Origin of the sequence: Mycobacterium numidiamassiliense (assembly GCF_900157365.1) — a bacterium.
GTDB classification, from domain to species: Bacteria; Actinomycetota; Actinomycetes; order Mycobacteriales; family Mycobacteriaceae; genus Mycobacterium; species Mycobacterium numidiamassiliense.
The window spans coordinates 1,658,859-1,673,691 of record NZ_FUEZ01000004.1; the positions used below are offsets into that span (position 1 = coordinate 1,658,859).

General features: G+C 65.8%; 12 protein-coding genes. 7 read left to right on the plus strand and 5 right to left on the minus strand.

Annotated features, from left to right (window positions below):
* Nucleotides 1–47: 47 nt before the first annotated feature.
* Entirely contained in the window at nt 48–947 is a 900-nt protein-coding gene (locus MNAB215_RS16555) for an RNA polymerase sigma-70 factor (RefSeq protein ID WP_077079799.1), read from the minus strand.
* On the minus strand, nt 944–2,140 hold the full coding sequence (locus tag MNAB215_RS16560) for an NAD(P)/FAD-dependent oxidoreductase (protein ID WP_077082076.1): 1,197 nt from the start codon (nt 2,138–2,140) through the stop codon (nt 944–946). Before MNAB215_RS16560 ends, MNAB215_RS16555 begins: the two co-directional genes overlap by 4 nt.
* A gap of 329 nt (nt 2,141–2,469) precedes the next feature.
* Here MNAB215_RS16560 and MNAB215_RS16565 point away from each other — a divergent pair, with 329 nt between their 5' ends.
* Nucleotides 2,470–4,335: a putative bifunctional diguanylate cyclase/phosphodiesterase gene (locus MNAB215_RS16565; protein WP_077079800.1), complete on the plus strand. Its 1,866-nt coding sequence runs from the start codon at nt 2,470–2,472 to the stop codon at nt 4,333–4,335.
* 73 nt (nt 4,336–4,408) lie between these two features.
* Here the strand turns inward: MNAB215_RS16565 and MNAB215_RS16570 are convergent, their stop codons facing one another.
* Nucleotides 4,409–6,376, minus strand: a complete 1,968-nt coding sequence (locus MNAB215_RS16570) for a hypothetical protein (protein WP_077079801.1) — start codon at nt 6,374–6,376, stop codon at nt 4,409–4,411.
* A gap of 653 nt (nt 6,377–7,029) precedes the next feature.
* Between MNAB215_RS16570 and MNAB215_RS16575 the strand changes: the two genes are divergently transcribed.
* Both MNAB215_RS16575 and MNAB215_RS16580 read left to right on the plus strand, forming a co-directional pair.
* A complete protein-coding gene (locus MNAB215_RS16575) occupies nt 7,030–7,707 on the plus strand; it encodes a TetR/AcrR family transcriptional regulator (RefSeq protein ID WP_077082077.1) in 678 nt (225 codons plus the stop codon).
* Nucleotides 7,708–7,844: 137 nt separating this feature from the next.
* Entirely contained in the window at nt 7,845–8,543 is a 699-nt protein-coding gene (locus tag MNAB215_RS16580; protein WP_077079802.1) for a TetR/AcrR family transcriptional regulator, read from the plus strand.
* Nucleotides 8,544–8,566: 23 nt separating this feature from the next.
* On the opposite strand, the gene MNAB215_RS16585 is transcribed toward MNAB215_RS16580, so the two are convergent.
* A complete protein-coding gene (locus MNAB215_RS16585; protein WP_083746147.1) occupies nt 8,567–8,929 on the minus strand; it encodes a PAS domain S-box protein in 363 nt (120 codons plus the stop codon).
* Between the two features lie 108 nt (nt 8,930–9,037).
* A complete protein-coding gene (metG, locus tag MNAB215_RS16590; RefSeq protein WP_077079804.1) occupies nt 9,038–10,606 on the minus strand; it encodes a methionine--tRNA ligase in 1,569 nt (522 codons plus the stop codon).
* Between the two features lie 19 nt (nt 10,607–10,625).
* On the opposite strand from metG, the gene MNAB215_RS16595 reads away from it, so the two are divergent.
* The 4 genes from MNAB215_RS16595 (at nt 10,626) to MNAB215_RS16610 (ending at nt 14,689) form a co-directional block, all read left to right on the plus strand.
* The gene (locus MNAB215_RS16595; protein WP_077079805.1) at nt 10,626–11,483 is read left to right on the plus strand and encodes a TatD family hydrolase; all 858 of its coding nucleotides are present in this window, start codon (nt 10,626–10,628) and stop codon (nt 11,481–11,483) included.
* A gap of 145 nt (nt 11,484–11,628) precedes the next feature.
* On the plus strand, nt 11,629–12,756 hold the full coding sequence (locus MNAB215_RS16600; protein ID WP_217348934.1) for a resuscitation-promoting factor: 1,128 nt from the start codon (nt 11,629–11,631) through the stop codon (nt 12,754–12,756).
* Nucleotides 12,729–13,670 (plus strand): 16S rRNA (adenine(1518)-N(6)/adenine(1519)-N(6))-dimethyltransferase RsmA, encoded by a 942-nt coding sequence (rsmA, locus tag MNAB215_RS16605; RefSeq protein ID WP_108637777.1) that lies wholly within the window; start codon nt 12,729–12,731, stop codon nt 13,668–13,670. Before MNAB215_RS16600 ends, rsmA begins: the two co-directional genes overlap by 28 nt.
* A gap of 59 nt (nt 13,671–13,729) precedes the next feature.
* On the plus strand, nt 13,730–14,689 hold the full coding sequence (locus MNAB215_RS16610; protein WP_077079808.1) for a 4-(cytidine 5'-diphospho)-2-C-methyl-D-erythritol kinase: 960 nt from the start codon (nt 13,730–13,732) through the stop codon (nt 14,687–14,689).
* The last annotated feature ends 144 nt before the right edge of the window (nt 14,690–14,833 follow it).

Genomic DNA, 14,833 nt, shown 5'->3' on the forward strand with positions numbered 1-14,833 from the left:
CTAGCTTGACAGAAGGGCGGATTTTCGCACCCCAGGGCTGGTGTCTGCTAGCCGCGGCTGATGTCGCGTGGGGTCGCCAGGGCCGCCAGCTTCTCCGGGTTGCGCATCGCGTAGAAGTTGGTGATCTTGTCGTCGACGATCTCGACCGTGATCACTCCTTCGAGGTGTTCGTCCAGGTAGAACACCACCGCCGGTGCGCTGTTGCAGGTCACCGGCTCCACGCGCAACGCCGCACCGCCCCTGCGCATCAGCCCCGCGATGGCCCTGGCCACCTTCTCGGCGCCGACCACCGGCTTGCGGGCCGCGCTCACCACGCCGCCGCCGTCGGCGGTCCAGGTGGCGTCCGGTGCGAGCATCGCCATCAACGCTTCCATGTCACCGCTGGCCGCGGTGGCCAGAAACTGGGCGGTGATCTCGGCGTTGCGTTGCGGGTCGATCCTTGGCGAAGCGCCCCGCGGCTTGCGCCGGGCGCGCACGTGTTCGCGCGCCCGGTGTGCCACCTGACGGACGGTCGGCGCCGGTTTGCCCACCGCGCCGGCGATCTCCGCGTAGTCGAAACCGAACACCTCGCGCAGGACGAACACCGCGCGTTCGTCGGGGCTCAGCGTTTCCAGCAGAACCAGCATCGCCATCGAAACCGATTCCGCCAGAACAACATCGGCCGACGGATCCCGGTCGTCGAGGAGCAGCGGCTCGGGCAGCCACGGGCCCACGTACTCCTCGCGCCGGCGCGCCCCGGCCCGCAACGCATTCAGCGCCTGACGGGTAACCAGCTGGGCCAGATAGGATTTGGTGTCCCTGACCGTCGAGAGGTCAACAGCCGCCCACCGCAGATAGCTGTCTTGCAGCACATCGTCGGATTCGGTTGCCGAGCCCAGAATTTCGTACGCAATGGTGAACAGCAAGGGCCGCAGCAGCGTGAACCTTTCCGCGTGCTCACCTTTCATCGCAGCGACGTCTGCTGCTCGACCGACAGCTGCGCGGGCCGGCCGCCGCCCTTGAGCCAGAAGTACGAGCCTGGCTTGGCGGCCTCGCGGCGGATACCCCAGACCGTGCCCTTGCAGATCGCTTCCTTGACGCTCGCGGCGCTGCGACCGCCCACGGCCATGTTCACCGGGGTGTCGTCGGTCCGCGAGAACTGCAGGGTGCCGTAGGTGCGGCCCAGGCTGATGCACTGACCCACGAACGCCTGGCTCACCGCGGCGGGGGTGGTCCCGGCGATGCGGCTGAGCACGGTGTTGGCGGCCTGGGCGCCCAACGGCCCCGCGGCCTGGCAGCTCATCCGCAACGGCCGGCCCGACGGTGCGGCCGCATCGCCGGCGGCGATCAAACGATCGTCGTCCACGCTGGTCAGTGTCTCGTCGGTGAGCAGCCGGCCCAGGGAGTCGGTGGTCAAGCCGCTGCGCGAAGCCAGATCGGGCACGCCGAATCCCGCCGTCCACACGGTCGCGGCGCTGGGCAGCACGGCGCCGTCCGATAGCACCGTGGCGTCCCGGCGAACCTCGCTCGCGCCAACGGATTCCAGCACCGTCACGCCGAGCTTGCGCAGTTGCTTGGCCACCGAACGACGGCCCCGCTTGCTCAGCGACGGCCCGAGCGTCCCGCCGCAGAGCAGCGTCACCGGGCGGCCCCGCTCGGCGAGCTCGGCAGCCGTCTCGATGCCGGTCAAGCCCCCGCCGACAACCGTGATGGGCGCGTTGAGCGGTAGGTCGGCGAGCGCGTAGCGAAGTCGCTGCGCACCTTCCAAGTCAGCGATGGCGTGGGCGAATTCGGCGGCGCCGGGCACTTTGGCGAGCGCGGTGGACGTGGCGCCGGTGCTACCGACGGCATAGATCAGGTAGTCGTAGGTCAGTTCCGCGCCCGAGGCCAACGACACCCGCCGGGCGGCGGGCTGGATCTGTGCGACGGTGTCGACGACCAGTCGGATTCCATCGCCCAGCAGCGAGTCGAAATCGGCGGTCGCGGCGCCGGTGTCTGCGACCAACTGGTGCAAGCGGATTCGTTCGACGAACACCGGACGGACATTCACCAGGGTGATGTCGATGTCCGCGCGCTGGCGCAGACGGTTGGCCGCCAGCGCGCCGGCGTATCCGCCGCCGACGATGACGACATGAGTTCTGGGGTCGGGCAGTTCGGTCATTGCTGTCTCCATTCTCGCGGGTTGTGCCCTCCAGACACCGCAGGTCGGCGAAGCGTGACAGCTCTGCCCCGAAATGTGAGCCGGCTCACTGGCGAGGCGTCCAAATATCGCGTTTGACCACGTCATAACCCCGCGTGAGAGGTGCGGCGGATGCTAGGCTGCGGTACACCAATTCGTGACTTGCCCCGGGTGATTCACAGCCAGACACGCCGCGAAGTTTGGGGCTCTGCAGTGCACGTTGTGTGCAATGTAGGTAGCAACCGTGAAGACGACTACTTCCGGATTGGGCAGGCGCCCGGCCGGGACGTCTGCCCGCATCGGAGGAGCCCGTGCCGCGCAGCCTGGATCTGGTCGTCACCTCCGTCGCCACTCAGTTGATGGAAGCTACAGCGGCGACGGCCACTCAGGTGAGCGAAAAGGTACTCGCGGAGCTCGTTGAGCAGTTCGACGTGGACGCCAGTTTTTTGCGCCACCACGACCACGACATCGGAGCCTGGGTGCTGGTCGCGGAGTGGCCGCTGTCGCAGGCCGATGCCGGGGATTCGGACTCAACTGCTGGGGTGCACTTCACCAGCACCGACACGCTGCTGGCCCAATGTGAGGACGGCAGGCAACCGGTCGTGGTCGGGCCCGGTAGGCCAAAGCGTTCGTGGTGGCGCCGGCCGGGTTCGGCCGAGGGGGGCGACGCACCGTCGGTGGCCGCAGCACCGCTGGTGTCGGGCGAGGTGACCACCGGCGTGCTGGGCTTCGTGAAGTTCGGTGCGCGCCGGTGGCGACAAGTTGAGATCAACACGCTCGAGGCGGTTGCCGCGCTGTTCGCACAGCTTCAGGCGCGTCTGGCGGCGGAAGAAAAGCTGCGCTACCTGGCCGAGCACGATGACCTGACCGGGTTGTTCAACCGCCGGGCGTTGATCGCGCATCTCTCCGAAAGGCTCGCCGCGGCAAGCCCGGGCCCGGTCGCGGTGTTGTACCTCGACCTCGATCGTCTCAAGCCGATCAACGACTATCTCGGGCACACGGCGGGTGACTGGTTCATCAGGGTCTTCGCGCAACGCCTTCGGGTATGTGCCGGCCAGAGCATGATCGCCCGATTGGGCGGGGATGAATTCGTCGTCGTCCCCGATGAGCCGATGTCGACGGCGACCGCGGAGGCGTTCGCCCGTCGGGTGGGGGCGATGCTGCGAGAGCGACTGGCCATCGGCGGGCACATGATCACCCGCACCGTCAGCATCGGTTTGGCCACGGGCACACCGGGGCGCGACAACAGCACCGATCTGCTGCGCCGAGCCGATGAGGCCGTCTTGACGGCTAAGCGCGGCGGCGGCAATCAAATTGCGGTGTCCACCGATGACATGTCGCTGAAAAACGCCTTCCGCAACGACATTGAGCTGCATCTGCAGGGCGATATCGATAGCGAAGCCCTGCTGCTGCACTATTTGCCCGAGGTCGATCTGTGGACCGGGGCCATCGTGGCGGCCGAGGCGCTGGTGCGTTGGCGACACCCGATTTGGGGTCTGCTGCTGCCGGATTCGTTCATCGGGATTGCCGAATCCACCAACCTGGCCGGGGAATTGGGTCAATGGGTGATGCGCAGCGCCTGCGCCGAGTTCAGCCGATGGCGAGCCAACGGGGTGGGGCTGAACGCGGTGCTGCGTATCAACGTGTCGCCCGTTCAACTGATCACCCGTGGTTTCGTGCGCAGCGTCGCCGACACCATCGCGGAGTTCGGTATCGACGGCAGCTCGGTGTGTTTGGAGATTACCGAGCGTGCCGTGGTGCACGACATCGAGACCACGCGAAAAACCTTGGCAGAGCTCAAGGAGGTCGGGGTCCAGATCGCTATCGACGACTTCGGCACCGGTTATGCGGTGTTGTCGCATCTGAAGTCGCTCCCGGTCGACATGCTCAAGATCGATGCCGGGTTTGTGCGTGATTTAGGCACTAATGCAGGCGATTTGGCGATCGTGCGCGCAATCATCGGACTCGCCGAGGCGTTTGGCTTGCAACTGGTCGCCGAAGGCGTTGAAACCCCTGCTGCGGCACTGACTTTGATGCAGCATGGCTGTCACCGTGCGCAGGGATTCTTGTTGTCGCGACCCATTCCGGGCAACGCGATGGAGGCGCTACTGGCAGCGCGCTGGATGCCGATGCCGTTCCTGGCTGATCGCGCAGCGCTCTCGCTGGGTGCGATGTAACACTGGCGGTGGACTGACTTTCGCTGTCCCACAACAAAAGTCGAGCTACCGAGAAATCGACGCGATGTGCGGATCAGGCGCGCGGTGCCCGACGCCGATTGCGCAACAGGATCACCGCTGCGCCAATGCCGGCCACGACAAGCCAGCCGCCACCGAGCCACCACAGCCATCCCAGACCCGAGTGACCCTCCGAGTTTCCCCCGCCGGGCAGGTTCTTCAGACTGACGGTTACCGCATCCTGTCCGGGTACCGACACCAACGCGACACCGCCGAGACTTGGCCAGCGCGAATTCTCGCCGCCGAGCGATTTGAGCAGCGCGTCGAGCTGCACCGGCGCACCGTTGGAAGTCGCAATCAGCAACGACCGCCCGCGGTTGAGAACCGTTTGCAGAGAAGCGAACCGCATCTGCGGGTCCAACTCGATCGTCGCGGGCTTGCCGTCGGACCCCAACCCGTTGAGCGTGATCGGGCCGTTCGCCGCCGCGGAAACCGGAAGCACGATATCGGGATGGTTCCACCCGTCAGCGGCGATCAGTATCGCCGGATTCGGCGAGTCTATCGCCTGCTGCACACCGGACACGGTGGTGTCGAGCGGTACCCCGCTGATTCGCTGCAGGCCCACCATCGTCTCGACCGCGCGCGCAGTGTCGCCGAAGGAGTGGGGCTCGATGCCCAGCTGAATTCGCGGCATCAGCGCTTGGGGTATCGATCGCAGGCCGTCCGGCACCGGGGGGGCGGCGGGGCTGCTCTGCACGCTGCTATCGCCATTGATCGTCAACTCGAGGAGGTGGTTCCCAGCCCCGGCGGTGAAGAAGTCTCCGCACGGGCCAAAGTTGCCGGACACGTTGAATTCCAGATCAAGGCTTGTGTATCGCTGCAGCAGCCGATCGGGGACGTCGATCCAGCGGTCGATGTTGCCGTTGGCATCTGTTGGCCAGTGGTCGATGGTCTCGTTGCCTGCCGACACGATGATCTCGCCGCCGAGATTGGCCGGTGTCGGAGAGTGAGACCCCAGCAGGTGAACCCGTACGGAGTGGATGGATCTGCCGAATCGGGTCTGGTCCAACCCGACCGATAACCGCGGTTGCAGCCCTACCGACTTGAGCGAGGGCTGCTCCAAGTCGCGGAGCGTGGTGTTATTGCCGGGGAATTGGAGGCTGGATTTTAACGACCCCACCACAGCCTTGGGGGCGGCGACGAGTTCCGACACGTCGCTGAACAGCACGGCGATGTCTGATTCGTCAGTGCGCGTGGGTCCCGAGATCAGCAGCCACGGCGCGTCGCTGGGGCCCTGAAGGGAAAGCCCTCTGTTCGGTCCGTCTTTGATGACGATCTGGCGTTCCATCGACCGCGGCGGAGTCGGCGGCGCGGCCTGTCCCTCGGGCAGCGGGACGACGTCGATGTCGGGGACGTGACTGCGGTACCGCGCGACGGTAGCGATGGCGAGCTGAACGGCAGAGTTGGACTCGGCCTCCGACGGCGATTTCGGCACGAAAATGGTCAGCGCACGCAGAATTGACGGCAGGAAATGAGCGACGGTGCTGGGCGCCTGTTCGACCCCCGTATAGCTCACCGTTGGGTTGACCATACGCAGGGGACTTTCCAAGTTGAAGCAGGTTCCGTCCTTTGGCACCTGGCTGACCCGCACCATCACCGTCACCGCGTCGTTGATCAATTCCGTTGCACCCAGCGGGATGACGATCGGCGCCTGATCCGCGGCTGGGGTTTCAAACCTTGCGATCGTGTGGTCGGCTTGTGTGACGGTGATAATCCCTGACCGCAGGTTGAGCGGTAGTTCGACGGTCGCGTTCAGCGTGGTCGGTTTAAGCCCGCGCAGCACGGGCACGGTCAACGGTTGTGCGCTTTCTGCGCCGTAGAACGCCAGGGTCGGGCTCAACCCGAGATCAGCTAACGACATGGTCAGCGTGTTCGCGTCCGCACCCGGGTCACCGGGCGCACCCCAGGCTGCCGGGGCGCTCATGGCCACGACCACTACCACGCTGACCAGCGCAATAACCCTGCCCACAATTTTCCCGCGCATCACCGGAATATATCTTTCCCTCGTCCGAGCAGCGGCTCGCCGGCGTGGCGAAGGCTTTGCCTCAGTGGTGGTTTCATGTTTGGTCCGTGGTCGAGGTCGAACACTTCGGGCAAGGCGCCGAAAGTAGGGTGCGTCGACACCAGGCGCGACGCGGTCGCCGAAACTGTTGTGTCGAACACTCTCTCGTCAGCCGGCCGCCACCGGATTGGCGGCCTTGGCAGGGGCGTAGGAGCCTGCGATTGATCGCACAACGTCGACGAACGACGCGAACTCGAGCGCTGGCATGCGCGAATCATACATACTTTTTGAATGGAGTGGGGCATCATCCCTAACTCAAAGTATTTAGACGCTGGCATTCAAGAGTTATGATGGGGCGCGGAAACTTGCGAACTCTGCAGCTCGACCAAAGGTCAACCCACAAATGCGGCGCCGATGACATGCCCGATCAGTGCCGCTGTGGACCGCAGCGTGCGGTGTGGTGGAGGAAGGCATCGCCAACGTGAAGCGATCACCCGAATGACGATGAGCCCGATGTACAGTGCCTGCCCCGACACGACCGTCAGCACAGGCCCTGCTCGCACCCGCTCCGATGGTGCCGTGAGGCCGCCGCGTCGCGATCATTCGGCATCGAACGCATGAGCGTTTCAGGTCCGATCAAGACCCAGACGACGAGCGGACGCGCCGACAACACGCGGGGACAGATCCTGCGTGCCGCCGCGCACCAATTCGCGCGGAGGGCGTACCACGCCGTCGGCCTGGACGACATCCTCGCCGAAGCCGAACTGACCAAGGGCGCAATGTATTTCCACTTCCGGTCGAAGCATGCGCTGGCTGTGGCGATCATCGAAGAAGAAATCGCCACAAGTACCGCCGCGTTCGACGACCGGCTCGCCCGAAAGCTTTCGGGCCTGGAAACGCTCATCGATTTCTCGTTCACCACCGCAGTTCGGGACATCACCGACGACATGACCAGGGCGGCAAATTCCCTCGTGGAGGCCGTCGGGCGGGCCGAACAGCAGCACGCCGAGCTGTTGGACGGCTGGATTCAGGCCTTTGCCGGCGTTGTCGGGGATGCGATCGCCGAGGGCGATGTTGCCGAGCGGAATGAACCCGAGGACGTCGGACGTATGGTCGTGTCGGTGTACATGGGCCTGCGGCAAACCAGCGACCTTGACCAGCCGGCCCGGTTCCTCGGTGACCTGGAGAAGAGCTGGGCGATACTGCTGGACGCGATCCTGGAACCGGACCGAGTCGGCTACTTCAGGGAATTCCTCAGGCGACGCGCAGCGCTTGCGCTGAACGCCGCGTCTACCCCCGCGACCGCGGACTGACCAGACCAGCAACAATTAACGCAATCGTTCGAGACTCCGGTAGCGGCCACTATCAGGTAGGACGCCTGATAAGGAAATATCAGACACCGCAGTCATAAATCTCAGCCGATCGATGGAACTCCGGAGGTGCAGGGGCGATGGCGCGCCAGGTGCGGTCCGAGGTGACCCGGCGAAAGATTCTCGACGCCGCGGTCGACGTATTCGACGAGGTCGGCTACACGGTGGCGGGTTGGGGAACGATCGTCGAGCGCACGGGCATGACGAAAGGCGCCCTGTATCACCACTTCGACGCGAAGGAGCCGCTAGCGGCCGCCATCATCGAAGAAGGCTCGGAGACACTTATCGCTACGTTTCGCAATGGTTGTGGAGCGGGTTCACCGGCACTCGAGAACATCATCCACGGCTCGTTCGCGGTCGTGAACATGCTCAGCTCGGACAAGATGGCCCGTGCGGCCGAGCAACTGGCCGCCGCTCTCAATGGCTTCAATGAGGCGGCCTCGGGCTTCTACGTAAAGTGCGTGGCGGAGTTGGCCACCGAGGCGGGGCGGGCGATCTCCGAGGGAGACCTGCGGAACGATCTCGATCCGGATGTGGTCAGCCGGTCCATCGTCGGCGCGATGTTCGGAACCCGGATGCTGTCCAACGCGATGTATGGCCAAGACACCGACGGAGGCCTCGTCAGCGAGCGGTTGAGCCAGATATGGGAGCTTCTGCTTCCCGGGCTCGTATCGGAAGCGTCGCTGCCTTACTTCCGGCAATTCCTGTATCGCGAATCAATGCGACACGCTCGGGCCAACTCCCACAATGACGCCGCCCCCAAGCAGGAAATCACCTAGATCCGGTTGATTGCCGCGTCGCGCTAGCGCTCTTCTTCCCACAGGTGCTCGGTCAGATCCTGGAAGGCGGCGAGGGCGAATTGGTCGTCGGCCCGCATCACCGCGGAGCGGCTCATCAGCGCTCGTACCACCGAGCCGTCCTTGTGCGCCAACTCGACCACCATGTTGGCGAGGGCGTGGATGCCCGACAGGAGTGAGTCCGACGCCAGGGCCTCGTGGAAAAGCTCCTGGAATCGCAGTGACAAAACCTCGTCCGCCTCGTAGTCCACCATCTCGGCAAATGCGCTGTTGGTGAACAAGATGCTGCCGTCGTGTCCGATGGCCAGGACGGGAACCGGAATGCGTTCTAGCACCACGAGTGCGGGCAGCTGCTTCAGAGTCGTCATCGGCGATTGACTCTGTTGCCGGTTGCGTCGTCGGTCCACGAGCCGATTATGTCCTATGGCAGAGGCTATGCCTGACACTTTCTGCCGACGTCGGCAGCTGACCGGTGGTCACTTGGTTGTCGGTGACTCGGCTTCGGAAGCGGGCTGGTAGCGGGGGAACACACCCGTGGGCGGCGGTAGCGCCGTCCCGGGAGCCAGCCGCGCGCCGACGGCGGCGAAGGTCCGTTGCTCATCGGTCTGCCCGAGCAGATCGAGCAATTTGGCCGCCGACTCGGGCATCACCGGCTGAACCAGCAGCGCCGCGATGCGCACGACCTCGCAGGTGATGTAGAGGACCGTGCGGAATCGCACTTGGTCCGACTCGGATTCACCCTTGCGCAACACCCACGGTTGCTCGGCCGAAAAATATTTGTTCGCCTCTCCGAGCATCAGCCAGATCGCTTCCAGCGCAAGGTGCATGGCTTGGTCGTCGAAGTTGGCCCGAACCCGTGCCAGCAAGCCGTCGGCCGTCTCGAGCAGCGTGGCGTCGGCGGCGGTGAACTCCGCGGGCTCGGGGACCACTCCGTCCAGATTCTTGGCCACCATCGACAACGACCGCTGGGCCAGGTTCCCGAGCTCGTTGGCCAGATCGCTGTTGATCCGGGTGACGATGGCCTCTTCGCTGTAACTGCCGTCCTGCCCGAACGGGACCTCGCGCAACAAGAAGTAGCGCACCTGGTCCACGCCGAACGCGTCGATCAACGCCCCCGGGGCGACGACGTTGCCCACCGACTTGCTCATCTTCTCGCCGCGGTTGAGCAGGAACCCGTGCGCGAAAACCCTTCGGGGCAGCTCGATTCCGGCCGACATCAAAAACGCCGGCCAGTACACGGCGTGGAACCGGATGATGTCCTTGCCGATCATGTGCAGATCGGCGGGCCAGTACCGGCGGAACAATTCCGAGTCTGTATCGGGAAAGCCGGCCCCGGTCAGATAATTGGTCAGCGCGTCGACCCAGACGTACATGACGTGATCGGGATGACCGGGCACCTGCACGCCCCAGTCGAACGAGGTTCGCGAGATGGACAGATCACGCAGCCCCCCGGAGACGAAGCTGACCACTTCGTTGCGCCGCACCTCCGGCCCGATGAAATCCGGGTTGGCCTCGTAGTGGGCCAGCAGCTTCTCGGCGTACGCCGACAGCCGGAAGAAAAAGGTCTGTTCCTCGGTCCAGGTCACCGGCGTGCCGGTTTCGACGGCGATCCGGGTCCCGTCCACCACCGCGGTCTCCGATTCGACGAAGAAGCGCTCGTCGCGCACCGAGTACCAGCCGGAGTAGGAGTCCAGGTAGATGTCGCCGGCCGCCTCCATCCGTCGCCAGATCTCCTTGGACGCCTCGTGGTGGTCGGCGTCGGTGGTGCGGATGAACCGGTCGAAGGAGATGTTCAGCTTCTCCTGTAGACGCTGGAACACGTCGGAGTTGCGCCGGGCAAGCTCGGCGGTCGGAATACCTTCGGCCGCTGCCGTCTCGACCATCTTGAGGCCGTGCTCGTCGGTGCCGGTCAGGAAGCGCACGTCGAAGCCGTCGAGCCGCTTGAACCGGGCGATGGCGTCGGTGGCGATGTACTCGTAGGCGTGCCCGACGTGCGGATCGCCATTGGGGTACGTGATCGCGGTGGTGATGTAGTAGGGCCTCATCGAGAGTCCACCTTATTGTGTGCGCGTGAGCTCCAACCGACGAGAACGCGAAGCCCCGCCCGCGCCGGAGGCGCTGACACCCCTGATCGACGCGCATACCCACCTGGATGCCTGCGGCGCCCGGGATGCCGCGGACGTGCGCGTCATCGTCGACCGCGCCGCCGCCGTCGGTGTGGGCGCGGTCGTCACCATCGCCGACGACCTGCACTCGGCTCGCTGGGCGGCCCGGGCCGCCGAATGGGATCCGCGGGTGTACGCCGCGGCCGCGCTGCACCCGACGCGCGCGGACGCGCTCACGGATGAGGCCCGGACCGAGATCGAGGCACTGGCAGCCCATCCGCGGGTCGTGGCCGTCGGGGAAACGGGCATGGACATGTACTGGCCGGGCCGGCTCGAGGGCTGCGCCGCGCCCGCGGTGCAGCGCGAGGCGTTCGCGTGGCACATCGACCTGGCCAAGCGATGTGGAAAGCCCCTGATGATCCATAACCGGGACGCCGACGCCGAGGTGCTCGACGTCCTGCGCACCGAGGGCGCCCCCGACGTCGTGATCTTTCACTGCTTTTCGTCAGACAGCGCGATGGCCCGCGAATGCGTCGACGCCGGGTGGTTTCTCAGCTTGTCCGGGACGGTGAGCTTTCGTAATGCGCGCGCACTGCGCGACGCGGTTCCGCTGATACCGGCCGAACAACTGCTGGTGGAGACGGACGCGCCCTTTTTGACACCGCATCCGTACCGTGGCGCTCCGAATGAGCCCTACTGTCTTCCATATACTGTGCGGGCTATCGCTGAACTGATCGATCGCCCGGCCGAGGAATTGGCGGTAATCACCACAGGCAATGCTTGCCGGACCTACGGACTGGCCGCGCCGACCGGGTGATTTCGATAACACCGTCGTGGCGGAGTTGCTCAACATTGGCCGGTTCGTTACCGTCTTGTGATCGAATCGTTGGGCTTCCTAGCCTTTTGTTCGTTGCTGCTGGATAGGTCGGTGAAGTGGTTGCTGAGGTCGGAGTAAACGGGAATTGACTGTACTGGCGAAGCTTCATCAGACCCCCTCACCGATGTTGCGCCTCGTAGTCGGAGGCCTGCTTTTAGTACTCACATTCGCCGGCGGCTTCGCTGTCTCGGTATCCAAGACGGTCACGTTGACCGTCGACGGCATCGCGATGCGGGTGACCACGATGAAGTCGCGAGTGATCGACATCGTGCAGGAGAACGGCTACGTCATCGACGGGCGCGACGACCTGTACCCCGCCGGTGACGTACAGGTGCACGACGCCGACAAGATCGTGCTGCGCCGCAGCCGGCCGCTGCAGATCTCGCTGGACGGCCACGACACCAAGCAGGTATGGACGACGGCGTCCACGGTGGACGAAGCGCTCGCCCAGCTCGCGATGACCGACACCGCCCCCGCAGCCGCCTCGCGTGGCAGTCGCGTTCCACTGGCCGGAATGGCGCTGCCTGTCGTCAGCGCCAAGACCGTCCAGATCAACGACGGCGGCGTAGTCCGCACGGTGCACCTGCCCGCGCCGAACGTCGCCGGGCTGTTGAGCGCCGCAGGCGCACCGCTGCAGGAGAGCGACACGGTCGCGCCCAGCGCCAGCTCGCCGATCGTCGACGGCATGGAAATCCAGGTGACGCGCAACCGCATCGAGCGGGTCACCGAGCGAGTCCCGCTGACGCCGAACGCGCGTCGGGTCGAGGACCCGGACATGAACATGAGCCGGCAGGTCGTCGAGGACCCGGGTAGCCCGGGCACGCAGGACGTGACCTACGCGGTAGCCATCGTCAACGGTGTCGAGACCGGACGTCTGCCCGTCGCCAACGTGGTGATCACCCCGGCCCGCGAATCCGTGGTGCGAGTCGGCACCAAGCCAGGCACCGAGGTGCCGCCGGTGAACGACGGATCGATCTGGGATGCCATCGCGGGCTGCGAGGCCGGTGGCAACTGGGCGATCAACACCGGCAACGGCTACTACGGCGGTGTGCAATTCGATCAGGGCACCTGGGAGCGCAATGGCGGGCTGCGGTTCGCCTCCCGTGCCGACCTGGCCAGCCGTGAGGAGCAGATCACCGTCGCCGAGGTGACCCGGGAGCGTCAGGGTTGGGGCGCGTGGCCAGTGTGCAGCGGAAGAGCTGGTGCACGCTGACCATCCAGCTGCTCGGGCGCACCGAGATCAGGCGGCTGGCCAAAGAACTCGAATTGCGGCCCCGAAAATCGCTGGGCCAGAACTTCGTTCACGACGCGAACACGGTTCGACGGGTCGTCTCGACCTCCGGGGTCGGCCGGTCTGATCATGTCCTGGAGGTCGGTCCCGGCCTCGGTTCGCTGACGCTGGCGTTGCTCGATCGCGGCGCCACCGTCACCGCCGTCGAAATCGACCCGGTGCTGGCCGCCCGGCTGCCCCAGACCATCGCCGAGCACGCCCACAGCGCCATCCACCGGCTGACGGTGTGCAACCACGACGTGTTGACCCTGACCCGGGGCGACCTTGCCTCGGGGCCTTCGGAGCCGACCGCGGTGGTGGCCAATCTGCCCTACAACATCGCCGTTCCGGCGCTGTTGCATCTGCTGGCGGAATTCCCGTCCACCCAGGCCATGACGGTGATGGTGCAGGCCGAGGTCGCCGAGCGGCTCGCCGCCGAGCCGGGCGGCAAGGAGTACGGCGTGCCGAGCGTCAAGGCGCGGTTCTTCGGCCGGGTGCGCCGATGCGGCATGGTGTCGCCGACGGTGTTCTGGCCGATTCCCCGCGTGTACTCCGGCCTGGTCCGCATCGACCGGTATGAGACGTCGCCCTGGCCCACCGACGAAGCATTCCGCCGACAGGTGTTCGAACTGATCGACATCGCATTTGCCCAGCGCCGCAAGACATCTCGCAATGCATTCCTACAGTGGGCGGGTTCGGGCAACGAGTCGGCGAGTCGACTGCTGGCCGCCAGCATCGATCCCGCGCGCCGTGGTGAGACGCTGTCCGTCGACGATTTCGTCCGGCTGTTGCAACGCTCCGCGGATTCCGGCGACAGCGCCGCGGGACACAGCGCCACGGCGGCGTCTGCCAACTGACCCGGCGCCGCCGGGCGTCGCTCTGTGTCGTTGGCGGCGTGCAGCGATAGTCTTCTGCGGTGTCCGCATCTGACGGCAACACCGCCGCGCAGTGGGTGCCCACCGGGTCGGTCACGGTTCGGGTGCCAGGAAAGGTCAACCTGCACCTGGCGGTCGGTGATCGTCGCGACGACGGCTATCACGAGCTGACGACGGTGTTTCACGCCGTCTCGCTGCTGGACGAGGTCACGGTGCGCAACGCCGACGTGCTGTCGCTCGAGCTGGTCGGCGAGGGCGCCAACACCCTGCCCACCGACGAGCGCAATCTCGCCTGGCAAGCCGCCGAGTTGATGGCCGAGCATGTCGGCCGCGCGCCTGATGTCTCGATCATGATCGACAAGTCGATTCCGGTGGCCGGCGGAATGGCGGGCGGCAGCGCGGACGCGGCGGCGGTGCTGGTCGCCATGAATGCGCTGTGGGATCTGAACCTGCCGCGCCGCGATCTGCGGCTGCTCGCCGCGCAGCTGGGCAGCGACGTGCCGTTTGCCCTGCACGGCGGTACCGCGCTTGGGACCGGGCGCGGCGAGGAACTCGCAACTGTGTTGTCTCGCAACACCTTTCACTGGGTGTTGGCGTTCGCCGACGGCGGTCTGCTGACGCGTGCGGTGTTCGCGGAGCTCGACCGGCTCAGGGAGGCCGTGGATCCGCCGCGGCTTGACGAGCCGGGGCCGGTGCTGGCAGCCCTGGCCGCGGGCGATCCGGAGCGGTTGGCGCCGCTGCTGGGCAACGAATTGCAGGCGGCCGCGGTGAGCCTGGACCCGGCCCTGCGGCGGGCTCTGCGCGCGGGTGTGGATGCGGGTGCGCTGGCGGGCATCGTGTCCGGCTCCGGCCCGACGTGTGCCTTCCTGTGCGCCTCGGCGGTCGCGGCGGTCGATGTCGGCACCCAACTGTCCGGGGCGGGTGTCTGCCGCACGGTCCGGGTCGCCAGCGGTCCAGTGCCGGGTGCCCGCGTGGTGCCTACGCCGATGACCGAAGTGTGACGTCGGACTCAACACGCCCGGGAGTTTGGCGGTTACTTAAGAGGAGCTTAAGATAATCGGCGGTGAATAGCAGTGTTGAGCAGCAGCACGCGATGACGTCGTCCGCCGGATGCTTCGGCGGACGGCTGGTCCATGGACACCCGG